This is a genomic window from Starkeya sp. ORNL1 (assembly GCF_012971745.1).
GTDB lineage: Bacteria > Pseudomonadota > Alphaproteobacteria > Rhizobiales > Xanthobacteraceae > Ancylobacter.
This window is the reverse complement of sequence record NZ_CP048834.1, coordinates 405,638-419,852: the sequence shown is the minus strand read 5'-3', so window position 1 is coordinate 419,852 and position 14,215 is coordinate 405,638. Positions and strand designations below refer to the sequence as shown.

10 protein-coding genes and 2 tRNA genes are annotated in these 14,215 nt (G+C 65.9%); 8 read left to right on the top strand and 4 right to left on the bottom strand.

All coding sequences use genetic code 11. From position 1 onward, the window contains the following. Positions 1-9 precede the first annotated feature (9 nt). A complete protein-coding gene (locus G3545_RS01990) occupies positions 10-2,763 on the bottom strand; it encodes a valine--tRNA ligase (protein WP_170009358.1) in 2,754 nt (917 codons plus the stop codon). Positions 2,764-3,025: 262 nt separating this feature from the next. Here G3545_RS01990 and G3545_RS01985 point away from each other — a divergent pair, with 262 nt between their 5' ends. Beyond that, complete coding sequence (locus tag G3545_RS01985; protein WP_246702652.1) at positions 3,026-4,099, top strand: aldo/keto reductase; 1,074 nt, start codon at positions 3,026-3,028, stop codon at positions 4,097-4,099. Between the two features lie 45 nt (positions 4,100-4,144). On the opposite strand, the gene G3545_RS01980 is transcribed toward G3545_RS01985, so the two are convergent. The 3 genes from G3545_RS01980 to G3545_RS01970 form a co-directional block, all read right to left on the bottom strand. After that, positions 4,145-4,897 carry a DUF2497 domain-containing protein gene (locus tag G3545_RS01980; RefSeq protein WP_170009356.1) on the bottom strand — a complete coding sequence of 251 codons (753 nt, stop codon included), beginning with the start codon at positions 4,895-4,897 and terminating at the stop codon, positions 4,145-4,147. Positions 4,898-5,316: 419 nt separating this feature from the next. Further along, complete coding sequence (locus G3545_RS01975; RefSeq protein WP_170009354.1) at positions 5,317-6,726, bottom strand: TolC family outer membrane protein; 1,410 nt, start codon at positions 6,724-6,726, stop codon at positions 5,317-5,319. A gap of 180 nt (positions 6,727-6,906) precedes the next feature. Next, positions 6,907-7,569, bottom strand: a complete 663-nt coding sequence (locus G3545_RS01970) for a protein-L-isoaspartate O-methyltransferase (RefSeq protein ID WP_170009352.1) — start codon at positions 7,567-7,569, stop codon at positions 6,907-6,909. A 217-nt stretch (positions 7,570-7,786) separates the two neighbouring features. On the opposite strand from G3545_RS01970, the gene G3545_RS01965 reads away from it, so the two are divergent. The 7 genes from G3545_RS01965 (at position 7,787) to G3545_RS01935 (ending at position 14,191) form a co-directional block, all read left to right on the top strand. After that, a tRNA-Cys gene (locus tag G3545_RS01965) sits at positions 7,787-7,860 on the top strand. Between the two features lie 242 nt (positions 7,861-8,102). Further along, positions 8,103-9,902, top strand: coding sequence for an ABC transporter ATP-binding protein (locus tag G3545_RS01960; RefSeq protein WP_170009350.1), 1,800 nt, complete (start codon positions 8,103-8,105; stop codon positions 9,900-9,902). 165 nt (positions 9,903-10,067) lie between these two features. After that, positions 10,068-10,143: transfer RNA gene (locus G3545_RS01955), tRNA-Asn, on the top strand. 395 nt (positions 10,144-10,538) lie between these two features. Continuing rightward, positions 10,539-12,479, top strand: a complete 1,941-nt coding sequence (locus G3545_RS01950) for a PAS domain-containing protein (protein WP_170009348.1) — start codon at positions 10,539-10,541, stop codon at positions 12,477-12,479. Then, on the top strand, positions 12,476-13,123 hold the full coding sequence (locus G3545_RS01945) for a response regulator (protein WP_170009346.1): 648 nt from the start codon (positions 12,476-12,478) through the stop codon (positions 13,121-13,123). Before G3545_RS01950 ends, G3545_RS01945 begins: the two co-directional genes overlap by 4 nt. Continuing rightward, a complete protein-coding gene (locus G3545_RS01940) occupies positions 13,120-13,509 on the top strand; it encodes a response regulator (protein ID WP_170009344.1) in 390 nt (129 codons plus the stop codon). Before G3545_RS01945 ends, G3545_RS01940 begins: the two co-directional genes overlap by 4 nt. After that, a complete protein-coding gene (locus G3545_RS01935) occupies positions 13,499-14,191 on the top strand; it encodes a response regulator transcription factor (RefSeq protein WP_170009342.1) in 693 nt (230 codons plus the stop codon). The genes G3545_RS01940 and G3545_RS01935 overlap by 11 nt, the downstream gene beginning before the upstream one ends. Positions 14,192-14,215 lie beyond the last annotated feature (24 nt).

The window sequence follows — 14,215 nt, the reverse complement described above, 5'->3', positions numbered from 1 at the left end:
GCACCAGCGTCACGCCTTGCCGAGACGCGCCAGCGCCTCGCGGATCTTCGCCGCGCGGGCCTCCGCAGCATCGCGGCGCTCGCGCTGCTCTTCGATCACCTCTTCCTTGGCGCGGGCGAGGAAATCCGGATTGCCTAGCTTGACGTCGACCCTCGCAACATCGTCCGCCGCCTTGGCCAGTTCCTTGGAAAGCCGCACCGCCTCCGCGTCCATGTCGATGATGCCGGCCAGCGGCAGCGCCGCGGTCTCGCCGCGCACCACCAGTTGCACCGCGCCGGCCGGCGCCTCGCTCGCGAACGCGATGGAGGAGAGCCGGGCAAGGCGCACCAGCGCGTCGTTCCAAAGCTTGGCGCGCGCCGTGGTCTCGTCCGACGCGCCGACCAGCGCCAGCGGGATCTGCGCGCCCGCGGGCACGTTCATCTCGGCCCGCACCGAGCGCACCTCGGTGATCAGATCGACCAGCCAGCCGAGCTCGGCCTCCGCATCCGGCGCATCCAGCCCTTCAAGCGCCGGCCAGGACGCAAGCGTCAGCAGGCCGTCGCCGCCGGTGCGCTCCCACAGCTCTTCGGTGAGGAAGGGCATGAAGGGGTGCAGCAGCCTCAATGTCTCGTCGAGCACGAAAGCGGTGGTGGCGCGTGTCTCCGCCTTCCAGGGGCTGTCGGCGCTCATGAACACCGGCTTGGCGAGTTCCAGGTACCAGTCGCAGAAGATGTTCCAGACGAAGCGGTAGGCCGCGCCGGCCGCCTCGTTGAACCTGTAGGCCTCGATCGCCTCGGTCACTTCGGTGATGGCGCGCTGCGTCTCAGAGAGGATCCAGCGGTTGAGCGTCGAGGACGCAGCCGCAGGCACGAAGGCCGGATCGCGCCGGCATTCGTTCATCTCGGCAAAGCGGGCGGCGTTCCAGAGCTTGGTCGAAAAATTACGGTAGCCCTCGACACGGTTGGTCGACAGCTTGATGTCGCGGCCCTGCGCCGCCATCGCCGCGAGCGTGAAGCGCAGCGCATCGGCGCCATACTCGTCGATCAGCGAGAGCGGGTCGATGACGTTGCCCTTGGACTTCGACATCTTGGCGCCCTTCTCGTCACGGACGAGGGCGTGGATATAGACGTCCTTGAACGGCACTTCGTCATCCATGAAGTGCAGGCCCATCATCATCATCCGGGCAACCCAGAAGAAGATGATGTCGAAGCCGGTGATCAGCACCGAGGTCGGGTAGAAGCGCTTCAGCTCCGCCGTCTCGTCCGGCCAGCCGAGCGTCGAGAACGGCCACAGCGCCGAGGAGAACCAGGTGTCGAGCACGTCCTCGTCGCGGGTGATGAACGCGGCAAGCTTGTCCGGATCCTCGGCAAGCGCCCTCGCCTCCTCGTCGGTGATGATGCGCGCCTCGACGCAGTGCGCCAGCGCCGCCGCCATCGCCTCCTCTTCCGTCTCCTCGACGAAGACAGTGCCGTCCGGTCCATACCAGGCCGGGATCTGATGGCCCCACCACAGCTGGCGCGAGACGCACCAGGGCTGGATGTTCTCCAGCCACTCGAAATAGGTCTTCTCCCAGTTCTTAGGCACGAACGAGGTCCGCCCCTCGCGCACCGCTTTCAACGCCGGCTGGGCCAGCGTATGGGCGTCGACATACCACTGGTCGGTCAGCCAGGGCTCGATCACGACGTTCGAGCGGTCGCCATGCGGCACGGTGTGGACGTTCGGCGTGATCTGGTCGAGCAGGCCGCGCTCCTCCATCAGCGCGACGATCGCCTTGCGTGCCGCCTCGCGGCTCTGGCCATGCAAGGCGAGCACGGCGTCGAGGTCCGGACCCGGGGCGGCGCCGTCGAGGAAATCCTCATTGCCGGCGAGCAGCATGCGCGCCTCGGCATCGAGCACGTTGATCATCGGCAGGTCGTGACGCTTGCCGACCTCGAAATCGTTGAAGTCGTGCGCCGGGGTGATCTTCACCGCGCCGGTGCCCTTCTCGGGATCGGAATACTCGTCCGCGACGATCGGGATGCGGCGGCCAACCAGCGGCAGCACGGCGAACTTGCCGACGAGGTGCGTGTAGCGCTCATCGTCCGGATGCACCGCGACCGCGGTGTCGCCGAGCATGGTCTCCGGCCGCGTGGTGGCGACCGTGATGAACTCGTCGGTGCCCTCGATCGGATAGCGGAAGTGCCAGAGGTGGCCCTTCACCTCGACCTGCACGACCTCCAAGTCGGAGATGGCGGACTGGAACTTCGGGTCCCAGTTCACCAGCCGCTTGTCCTTGTAGATCAGCCCTTCCTTGTAGAGCCGGACGAACACCTTGAGGACGGCGCGCGAGAGCCCCTCATCCATGGTGAAGCGCTCGCGCGACCAGTCGCACGATGCGCCGAGGCGCTTCAGCTGATTGATGATGGCGCCGCCGGATTCCTCCTTCCACGCCCAGACCTTCTCGACGAAGGCCTCGCGCCCGAGTTCGCGGCGTCCCGGCTGCTGGCGCTCGGCGAGCTGGCGCTCGACCACCATCTGGGTCGCGATGCCGGCATGGTCGGTGCCGACCTGCCACAGCACGTCGCGCCCGCGCATGCGCTGGAAGCGGCAGAGGATGTCCTGCAGCGTGTTGTTGAGCGCGTGCCCCATATGGAGCGAGCCGGTGACGTTCGGCGGGGGGATGACGATGCAATAGGGATCGGCCCCTGCCCGCTCCGGCCGCCCGGCCTTGAAGGCGCCGGCGTTCTCCCACGCCTGATAGATGCGGCCTTCGACGGCGGCGGGATCGAACCTGTTGTCGAGCATGACGGCTCCGGGCACTCGGCTTGATAAGGAGCGCGAGAGAAAGCGGAGGCGGCGTTGGGAGTCAATGATGACATCCGGCGAGCGCGTGGCTCGGCATCGCCGGTGGCGGGATCTGTATCAGATCGTCTCACCGACCGCGCCTTTCGACGGATCACGACAAACGGCCTGCCGGCGGGGACAACCCCGCGACGTTCGCGCTCTATAGCGTCCCGCACCGAGCGGCTGCCCTACCGGCAGCGGATCGCATGGCGAGGGAGCGGATATGAGCGACGGGCAGAAGCAAATCGAGCCGGGCATGAACCGGCGAGACCTGATGGCGGGACTGGGCGCCGGGCTGGCGGCGGTCGCCGCGGCGCCGGGCGGCGCGCTGGCCCAGCAGGCCGCGACGGGCACGCCGGCCGGCGCGCCGAATGTCCGCCCCTTGCCGCGCGGCGGCGAACTCCCGCTCATCGGCCTCGGCACCTTCCTGACCTTTGACCTCCTGCCCGGCCGGCCGCGCGACCATTTGCGGGAGGTGGTGAAGACGTATTGGGATGGCGGCGCCCGCGTGATCGACACCTCGCCGCTCTACGGCACCGCCGAATACACGGTCGGTGTGTCGGCGGCGGAGCTCGGCATCACCGATCAGGTCTTCCTCTCCGACAAGATCTGGTCGACCGGCGAATTCGTCGCCGACGAGAGCCACGCCGCGCGCAGCCTGGAGCAAACGCAGGGACGGCTCTGGCGTGAGCGCATCGACGTCATGCATTGCCACAGCCTGACCAATGTCGATGCCGTCCTGCCCATCCTGCGGGCCTGGAAGAAGGAGGGCCGTATCCGCTATGTCGGCGTGACCCACCATGAGAACGACTACCATGTGCCGCTGACGAGCTGGATCGAACGCGGCGGCGTCGATTTCATCCAGGTGAATTATTCGATCTTCAACCGTGCGGCGGAGAATCGCGTGCTGCCGGCGGCGCAGGAACGCGGCGTTGCGGTACTGGTCAACATGCCGTTGGAGAAGGCCCGGCTGCACAAGGCGGTAGAGGGCCACCCCCTGCCCGATTTCGCCCGCGAGATCGGTGCCGAGAGCTGGGCCCAGTTCTTCCTCAAATGGGTGATCTCGAACCCGGCGGTGAATTGCGCGCTGCCTTCGACCTCGAATCCGGCGCACGCCCGCGAGAACATCGGTGCGTTGCGCGGGCCGTTGCCTGACGCCGCCATGCGGCGGCGCATGGTCCAGCACATGGAGACGATCCCGGCATTCAGCCGCATCGCCCAGATGCCCTGGTATCCGGACAAGACATATGAAGGCGTCATTCGCCGCGCGCAGGCGCAGATGCGCGCCCGCTCATAGCGGAACCGTATCTTGAAGCATGACCCTTATCGCGCTGCCGCGCCCTTACCGGCCGCCGCGCGAGACCCGCTCGATCTCGGCTTTGACCAGACGCTCGACGATGGTCGGCAGATTGTCGTCGAGCCAGGAGCGCAGCATCGGCTTTAACAGCTCCGCCACCACATCCTCCAGCGACCGGCTGTTATTGGACATGATGGTACGGGCCAACGTGCCGAAGGACGCGCTGACCGCCGCATTGGTCGGCGCCGAAACCAGGCGATCCGGCTCCGGCGCGCGCGACGGCGTGACAGGCGGCCGCGGCGGCTGGCCGAAATTGAAGGTCGGGCGGTGCGGCAGGCCGTGAGCCGGAGTGACGGGCGGCGACGGCGGCGCCATGGGCGTGCGCAGCGGATCGGCGGGCGTCGGCGGTTGCGCTGCGGCGAACGCGCTAACCGGCGCCGCAGGCGCGGCCGCGACAGGCGCGGCTTGCGCCGTGGCCGCAGCACGCGGCTCGCCCGGAAGGGAGCCGCGCAGCGCCATCGCAACCTCGGCCTGCACCTGGTCCTCGACTGCGGCAAGGTCGACCAGACGACGCACCGGATCGGGCAGCGGCAGATCGGCGGCGCCCATCAGCGAGGGTTCCGGAGCGCGGCGCGTAGCCGCGACGGGTGGCGGCGTCACCACCTCCTCCCGCACGTAGTCCTCAAGGGAGAAATCATCCCGCGGCGCGCTCGCCACTTCGAGAGCAGGACGCAGCTCACGGCGCGACGGCAGGTCATCGGCAATGATGCGGCGGATGGAGGCGAGAATCTCCTCCATCGAGGGGTCGGCCGCCCTCGCATTCATCGACATACGCTTCACCCGATCGCTGCGCCGGCCCACGCCCGCTCGCCGCCACCCCGCGACGAATCAATGCTTTGAGCCCGAATAATATGACATCGGACCGCTCCGGGCGCCAAGCGAGGCTGGGATTTCCATTGTGGATGGGAAGACGCGCCGACCCAACATGTTGTGGAACGTAGTTCCCGCGTACCGCGAAGCGGCCTCTAAGGATACCTGCCCGCCCTGTCATCCTCCGGCTTGTTCCGAGAACCCACGTCCTTGACGAGCGAACAACCGTGGATCGCCGGGACAAGCCCGGCCATGACGGTGCGATTACGGCGGCCCGAGAATCGAAATGGCCGGCACGAGGCCGGCCATCACGTTGTAAAGCACTGTCGCTCTGAGCGGTCTGCCGCTCAGCGCCCGTCGGGCGTACGCACCCCGAACCAAGCATCGCGCACCTGGTCGTAATGGACCTTGGGATTGTACTGCTGCACCTTCAGGCCGAGCTTGGAAGCGCTGAGCTGGCCGGTCGCGGAGAGCAGCGAGTAGGAAGCCACCACGCGGTCGCGCTGTGCGATGACCAGGCTGGCGCGGGCATCGAACAGCGCGGTCTGCGCATTCAGCACGTCGAGCGTTGTGCGCTGGCCGACGCGCCATTCCTCGCGGACGCCCTTCAGCGCGATCTCGTTGGCGGCAACAGAGGCCTGCGCGGATTCGATGGCCGCCTTCGCAGCGACGAGCGCACCCCAGAACTGCACGACATTGGCGCGCACCTGCTCGCGATTTACGTCGACCTCGATACGCGACTGGCCGAGCAATTCCTTGTTCTGCCGAATCGTCGCGTACTCGCCGCCGCCTTGGTAGATCGGCACCGAGAGGTTCAGCGTCAGCGATGCCGAAGACTGGCGCTCGATCTGATCCGAGGAGGCGTAGTCTGAAGCGGCCGAGCCGTTGAGGCTGACTGAAGGCGACAGCGCACCTTCGGCAACCTTCACGTTCGCCATCGCAGCATCCACCGAGAACTGCGCGGCCTTGACGGCCGGATGGTTGGCAAGACCGATATCGACCGCGGTGTTCTGCACCTTGGGCAGCAGATTGTCGATCGGCCGGCCCGGAGAGAGCTTGACCGGCTTCAGGCCGATCACCTGGAAGAAGGTAGCCCGGGCCGAATTGAGGTTGGATTCGGCGAGTGCCAGTTCGCTCTGTGCATTGGCGACGCTCGCCTCTGCCTGCGCGACGTCGGTGCGTGTCACTTCGCCGACCGAGAAGCGGTCGCGCGTGGCGCGCAGTTCTTCCTGCAACGCTTCGAGGTTCTGCCGCTGGAGTTCGACCAGCGCCGAATTCTGCAGCACATTCATATAGGCGGTCGCGGCGTCCAGCAGGACGAGCTGCTCGGTGTTGCGCAGCAGCTCGCGCTGGCCGCGCACCTGGAACTCCGCGCCGCGCACCGAATTCGCCGTGCGCAGGCCATCATAGATGGTCTGGCTGATGGTGACGCCGAAGCCGTACGGCTGGGTCTGGCTCTGCGTGGTGGTGGTGCCGGACAATGGGAAATTGGAGATCTTGGTCTCCGTCCATTGCGTGCCGACATAGGCACTGCCGAAAACCTGCGGGCGGTAGCCCGACAGCGCGATCGGCACATATTCGTCGGTGGCGCGGGTCGCCGCCCGCTGTGAATTCAAAGTTGGATTGTTGGAATAAGCCGCCGAGAGCGACTGATCCAGCGTCTGGGCACCGGCCGGAACCGCAGACGCCGCGGCTCCAACAAATATTGCGATCGCCGCATACGCGACGACCCTGCCCCCGGCAGCGAAATGCCACATGGTTCAAACCCCTGCATACGCAAGCTTCTCGGCGGAGCCGCCTCGTCGTGCGACTCTCATCTCTGTCCGACGTGAAGGTCAGAATAGGTGCTCGATAGGGGGCTGTGAACCGCTCGGTTCGATTCACCCGCTACTTTGCGGCAGCGCGCGGCAGAAGGGCCACAGCTGGAGGGAAGAATCTCAGAATACGAAGCCCGGGCGAGCCTCGAAGCCGAGCAGCACCGGCACCGCGGCGTCGAAAACAACGCGCGAACCTACGCCGCCTGACGTGTTCGTGAACACGGTGGCTCTCCCCGCCCGGCCACGGCCGACTACGGCAACGAGACGCCCGCCCGGCTTCAACTGGCTGAGCAGCACTTCGGGTGGCGAATCGACCGCACCATTCAGCAGAATCACATCATAAGGTGATTCGCCCGGCCAACCGGCGGTAAGCGGGCCCTGCACGAAGGCGGCATTGAGCAGGCCGAGTTCAACGAGCAGGTTCGAGCCCTGCGCGGCGAGTTCGGCATCTTCCTCCAGCGCCACGACTTGTCCGGCGAGCCGCGCCAGCACGGCGGTGGAATAGCCGGTCGCCGCGCCGACATCGAGCACCAGCGCATCCGGGCCGATTTCCGCCGCCTGCAGCAGCTTGGCGAGCACCATCGGCTCCATCAGATAGCGCGCCGGCGCGCCTTCCTTCACCAGGAGGTCGTCATCGATATAGGCAAAGCTCGAGAGGCTGGCGGGCACGAAGCGCTCCCGCGGCGTCTCCAGCATGCTCGCGACGATTCGCAGGTCGGTCACGTCGTTGGCGCGCACCTGCGCGTCGACCATGGCGCGGCGCATCTCAGCGAAATCGATCATGCGGGGGCAACCTCTAGGGGTGAAGGCAACGGCGCAGGATTGCGGCAGCTGCCGCGTTATTGCAAGGGCTCGCGGCGCATTCCAGTGCGCCGGTGCCGCACCTTGGCTCCCTCCTGCTTCGCGCATCGCCATGCTTCGGACGATGATGCGTTGCCGACCCCGGCGCGCTCTGTTATGAGGCCCGCCTGCCCGGCCGGTTTTACCGGCCACGCCTTTTGGCCACGTGGCGGAGTGGTTACGCAGCGGACTGCAAATCCGCGTACGGGGGTTCGATTCCCTCCGTGGCCTCCAGAATCGCACATGCGCCGCCGACCGCTAAGTACCGGGTCGGCGGCGCATGGCGCGGCTCCTCGGAGTGTGCGTCCCGAACGTCGCCGGCCTTGCGGCACGGCCGGACCACGGCTCCGCCGCGGCGGTGTGCCGGTTTGACATGCCCGGGTGATCGCGGTTCATGGACGCCAGCGCTCGTCCGGCGCGCCCAGGGGGCACAGGTCGGATCATGAACGCGCCTAAAGTCTCGAAGGATCCGCTTGATGCTGCCAGAGAAGTTGCGTGCCGCCCTCAACAAGGCGATCGGCCCGGAAAGCCTGGATGCGATCCGTCGCCTCTTCCTCGATGACGGTCGTCGCCACTGGAAGGGCTATGCGATCGCTTTCGTCTTCATGGGTCTGGTAGCGGGCACCACCGCCGGCCTCGCCTATCTGATGGGCGACGTGATCAACCGCATCTTCGTCGAGCAGAGCTCCGGCGCCATCTGGCTGCTGTCGGGCGCGGTGATCGCGCTCAGCGTCATCAAGGGCCTCGCCGGCTACGGCCAGGCAGTGGTGCTCGGCTCCATCGGTAACCGCATCGTCGCCGACAACCAGAAGCGCGTCATCGACCAGTTGCTGCGGCAGGATGTCAGCTATTTCGCCCAGCGCCACACCGCCGAGATCTCGCTGCGCATCAATCAGGGCGCGCAGGCGGCGCGCAACGTGCTGAACCTCGTCATCACCAGCCTCGGGCGCGACCTGTTCTCGGTGATCGGCCTTACCGCGGTGATGATCATCCAGGACGCCGGCATGGCGATGGTCGGCCTCGTCGCCATGCCGATCGCGGTCGTCGGGGTGCGCGGCCTGATCCGCAAGGTGAAGCGCGTCTTCAAGAAGCAGTACAGCGACGCCGCCCAGATCATGTCCGGCTCGGTGGAGGCCTTCCAGGGCATACGCACCGTGAAGTCCTTCAACATGGAGGATGCGCTGCGCACGCGGATCTTCGGCAAGGTCGACGAGTTGGAGAAGGCGTCGAACCGCATGGTGCGTGCGCAGTCGCAATCCGGCCCGATGATGGAGGCGCTCGCCGGCGTCGCCATCGGCGCCGTCATCATGTATGCGGGCTACGGCGTGCTGCACATGGGGCGCACGCCGGGCGAGTTCTTCTCCGTCATCACCGCGCTACTGCTGTGCTACGAGCCGGCCAAGCGCCTGGCCCGGCTCAATATCGACCTCGCCACCAACCTGCTTGGCGCGCGCATGCTGTTCGAGGTGCTGGATTCGGTGCCGGCCGAACAGGAAAGCGCCAACCTGCCGCGCATTGCGGTCGACAAGGGCCGCATCGTCTTCGAGGACGTGGTGTTCGGCTATCGTCAGGGCGAGCCGGTGCTGCGCGGCCTCAGCTTCGTCGCCGAGCCGGGCGAGACCACGGCGCTGGTCGGCCCCTCCGGCGGCGGCAAGACCACGGTGATGAACCTCATCGAGCGGTTCTACGACGTCGAATCCGGCACCATCACCATCGATGGCCAGCCCATCGCCGCGGTGTCGCGGCACTCGGTGCGCGCAAGCGTGGCCATGGTGAGCCAGGATGTCTTCCTGTTCTCCGGCACCGTTCGCGACAACATCGCCTATGGGCGACCCGGTGCGAGCGCGGCCGAGATCGAGGCGGCGGCGCGCGCCGCCCACGCCCATGATTTCATCATGGGCTTTGCGAAAGGCTATGAGAGCCTGGTCGGCGAGCATGGCGCCCAGCTCTCCGGTGGCCAGCGCCAGCGCATCGCCATCGCCCGCGCCTTCCTGAAGGACGCGCCGATCCTGCTGCTCGACGAGGCGACCGCCGCGCTCGATTCGGAATCCGAGGCCGAGGTGCAGCGCGCCCTGCGCGACCTCCAGGCCAACCGCACCACGCTGGTCATCGCCCATCGCCTGCAGACCGTGGTGAATGCCGACCGCATCTGCGTGATCGATGCCGGCCGCGTGGTGGAGAGCGGGCGCCACGAGGAACTGCTGGCGCGGCGCGGGCGCTACTACAATTTCCACCAGCTTCAGTTCGCCGACCAGCGCGAGCGGCTGCTGGCCTGAGCCCGAAGGCTACCGGGCACCGTCCGCCCTTTCCGGCCGGTGCCCCTTTCCGAACGATCCCTGAGGACTAAATTCACTTTAAGGCGCAAGCGACTTCACAAACCCGTCGGGCGTTGCTATACGCCGCCCCCAACAGGTGACGCGCCCACCGGATGGGTGCCCTGTTCCCTGATAGCTCAGTTGGTAGAGCGTTCGACTGTTAATCGAATGGTCGCAGGTTCGAGTCCTGCTCAGGGAGCCATCCTTCCCCCTCCGTGGGAATTTTCCGATTTCGTCTCGGTAGCGATATCAATGGCTTGGTGGATTCGACGTCCGCAGCCATCATCGAGCAGATCGACGTCCCCGGCCTTCGCCCAACGCCTCGGCACACGTTCCAAGATCGGACCGGGAACGCGGGCGCGTCCGATCGCATGCAGGCCGATCTGACGGGGCACGAATTCATCAGGCCACCCCACGGCGACGGCAGGAGGCCACAGCGGCCATATCTCCGGGCAATGCATGGATTTCCATGACGTGCGGCTTAGGCATGGCGGGATTAGGATGAAATGCGATTTCGCCAGCCCGGATATCGAGGCCAAGTGCCGGACGTAGCGTCGACAGTCCAAGGCATTCTTGGTGCGGGAGGAGCAGCCGATCATGACAGCAGTGCTTCCCCAACACGGCCTGGCCCTCGCGCTTGCGACATCCGTCGTCGGGCTCGCCGCGTCCTGGCTGACGGCGACACCGTTTGGCCTGCTGGCCCCGGTTGCCGCGCTGTTCCTTTATGCGCCCGGCCGCACGGTCCCGCTGCTCAATGTGACATTGGCGATCGCATTCGCCGGCTCGCTACTGGCCGCCATCTTTTCTGCGGGCGGCACGCGCGACCTGGGATTGTCGTGGGCGGCGTTCTCTGCCCTGGCGCTTTGCATCGGGGCAATCGTCGCCGCCGGTGTCTCTGCGTCTACGGCGTCCTCCTTCATCAGTCGGTTCACGGACGTGGCCAGTGCTCCTCTCAAGGCGAGAACCGCCTCAGAACAGCCGCCTGTCCCGAGCGGCGTTGACATCGACGCCTACAGGAAAACCGTGGCGGCGTTGCGCGACCGGGAGCAGGAGCTCTCGCAACTCGTGGACATGGTTCCGAGCCACCTCTGGCGACTGAGCCCGGACGGTGAGCCGACCTTCTTCAACCGGCGCATGGTCGATTTCCTCGGCCTGGAGGTAGCGGATACCGACAAGCCCGGCATGAGCCGGCTGGAGATGCTCATAGAGACCGTCCATCCGGACGACGCTCCGGAGTTCAGGGACGCGCTCAGCCGCTGCCTCGTCACCGGCGAGAGCTTTTCCATGAGGTATCGCCTGCGCCGCGCCGATGGTGTCTATCGCTGGATGTCGAGCCGCGCGGAGCCGATGCGCGATCACGCGGGACGCATCGTCCAGTGGTATGGCCTCTGTCACGACATTGACGATCAGATGCACGCCGAAGAGGCGTTGCGAAGCCGGGAGCGGGAGCTCTCGCTGCTCGTGGACATGGTCCCGAGCAACCTCTGGCGCTTGAGCCCGGACGGCGAGACCACCCTCGCCAACAAGCACATGGCCGACTTTCTCGGCATGGACCTCAGGGACAAGCGCCAGTTGGAAGTGATGTTCGACACCATCTTCCACCCGGACGATGTGGGTGCGGTGTGGGACGTCTTCAGTCATTGCCTCGCGACGGGCGAGCGCTTCGCCATGAAGTACCGCCTGCGTCGTGCAGATGGCGTGTATCGCTGGATGTCAGGCCGCGCCGAGCCGATGCGGGATGAGAATGGCCGCATTGTCCAGTGGTTCGGCCTCTGTCACGACATTGACGATCAGGTGCACGCCGAAGACGCGCTGAGGCGCGCATCCGACAGGCTCGCACAGGCGACCCAGGCCGCAAGCCTGGCCGAGCTTTCCGCCTCGATCGCGCACGAAGTGAATCAGCCGCTGGCCGCGATCGTCGCCAATTCCCACGCATGCCACCGTTGGCTGTCCGCCGAGCCTCCGAATGTCGAGCGCGCGAAGATCACGGCCGAGCGCATCACCCGCGACGCCAACTCGGCTGCGGATGTCGTCAGCCGCATCCGCGCCCTCTTCCGTCAGGCGCCGCAAGCCAGGTCGCCTGAAGACGTCAACCGCCTGATTAGTGAAGTTTGCCGACTGATGGCCGACGAGATCGCGGCGAAGGACATCCGTATCAAGACGGCTCTCGAACCGGATCTGCCTTCGGTCGCGCTCGATCGCGTCCAGGTGCAGCAGGTAATCGTGAACCTGATCCGGAATGGAATCGAGGCGATGGGCGCCGTGGTCGGCGACGCACGCGCACTCCATATCCGCTCATTTCGCGACGGCCTCGGCGCGATCCGCGTCGAGGTTCGCGACGGTGGAACGGGTTTCAAGGACGCCGATCGCGCCTTCGAGCCATTCTTCACGACCAAGCAGCATGGGATGGGCATGGGGCTCGCCGTCTGCCGTTCGATCGTCGAATCGCATGGCGGCCGCCTCTGGATGGCCAACAACGAGGCATGCGGGGCGACCGTCGCCTTCACGCTTCCTTTGGCGGTGGGTGAAGCGCCATGAGCCAGCGCGAGGAAATCGTCTTCGTGGTGGATGACGACGCCAGAGTGCGCGAGGCGGTCGGCGAGCTATTGGAGTCCCTGGGGTGGCGGTCCCAGGCGTTCGCTGCCGCCGCGGACTATGTCGCCCATGCGAAGCCTGATCTTCCGGCGTGCCTGATCCTCGATGTCGAACTGCCGGACATCAACGGCCTGGAGTTCCAGAAGCAGCTGTCGGGCGACGTCCATCCCCCGATCGTTTTCATCACGGGGCATGGCGATATTCCATCCTCGGTGAGCGCCATCAAGCTCGGCGCCGTGGACTTCCTGACCAAGCCCTTCAGCGATGCGGACCTTATGGCCGCAGTCCAGGCGGCGATCGCTCAGGATCGGGAAAGGCGATCGGAGCGCGCCGAACTCGGTGTCTTGAGGCAACGCTACCTCGACCTGACGCCGCGCGAACGTGAGGTGCTTCCGCTCGTGGTGAGCGGTCTTCTCAACAAGCAGGCCGCTGCTGAATTGGGGATCAGCGAGGTCACTCTGCAAATCCACAGAAGGAACGTGATGCAGAAAATGGCGGCGGCATCGCTCGCCGATCTCGTGCGCGCCGCCGAGAAACTGGAAATTCCGGTCACCCACTCGCGCCGAGTGGGAGGGAGTCGCGCGTGAACAAGCCAAGACCTGTCGTGGCGATTGTTGATGATGATCCAAGGTTGCTCGAGTCGCTGGAGGAACTCCTGGAGTCAGCTGGCTATGTGACCCGTAGCTTCTCGTCGGCAGGGTTGCTGCTCATCAGCGGGCTGTCGGGCCTGGACCTGCTCATCACCGACATTGGAATGCCCGGCATGAACGGCTTTGAGCTTCGTGACCTGGTGAAGAAGGCGCGTCCCGAGTTGCCGGTGTTCCTGATCACCGGCCGCCACGAAATAACGGATCAGGACCGTGCCCAGGGCATAAGCGGATTCTTCCGCAAGCCCTTTGATGCCAAGGCCCTGCTTGCGGCTATAGGCGACGTCTTACGCGGTCGAGAGATGGAGGGTGATCATGCAAGTTGACCAGCAGCTTCAGCGAAGATCGACACCGTTGTCACCGCAATGGCGGAGTGAAGCGGAACAGCCGCTCGTCATTATTGTCGATGACGATACATGTGTCCGGGAGGCACTGTTCGAGTTGATCCTGTCCGCCGGGCTCCAGCCCGCCTGCTTTGCCTCGATCAACGAATTGCTGCACGCCGACGTCATGGACAGCCCCGGCTGCATGATCCTCGATGTGCGCTTGCCAGGAGCGAGCGGTCTCGATCTACAGCATCATCTGGCGAAAAACGGCAATCCCAAACCGATCATTTTCCTCACCGGCCACGGCGACATCCCGATGACGGTCCAGGCCATGAAGGCCGGCGCCATCGATTTTCTGACCAAGCCGGCACGCGACCAGGCCTTGCTGGACGCCGTCCTGATCGGCATCGAGCGCGATGTCGCGCGGCGAGCCACGGCCCGGATCGCCCGGCTGCATCTCGGCCGTTACAAGACCCTGACCCCGCGCGAACGGCAAGTGATGGGCGCCGTGGCACTGGGGCGGCTCAACAAGCAGATCGCCTTCGACCTCAACATCAGCGAGGTCACCGTCAAGCTCCACCGCAGCAACGTCATGCGCAAGATGGAGTTGACCTCCGTCGGCGAACTCATCCGCCTGTGGGAGGCGCTGCCTGCCGAGGTGCGCGAGAGGGTGGAAGCCTGACCGCACGTCGACCGAGGTCAGGTT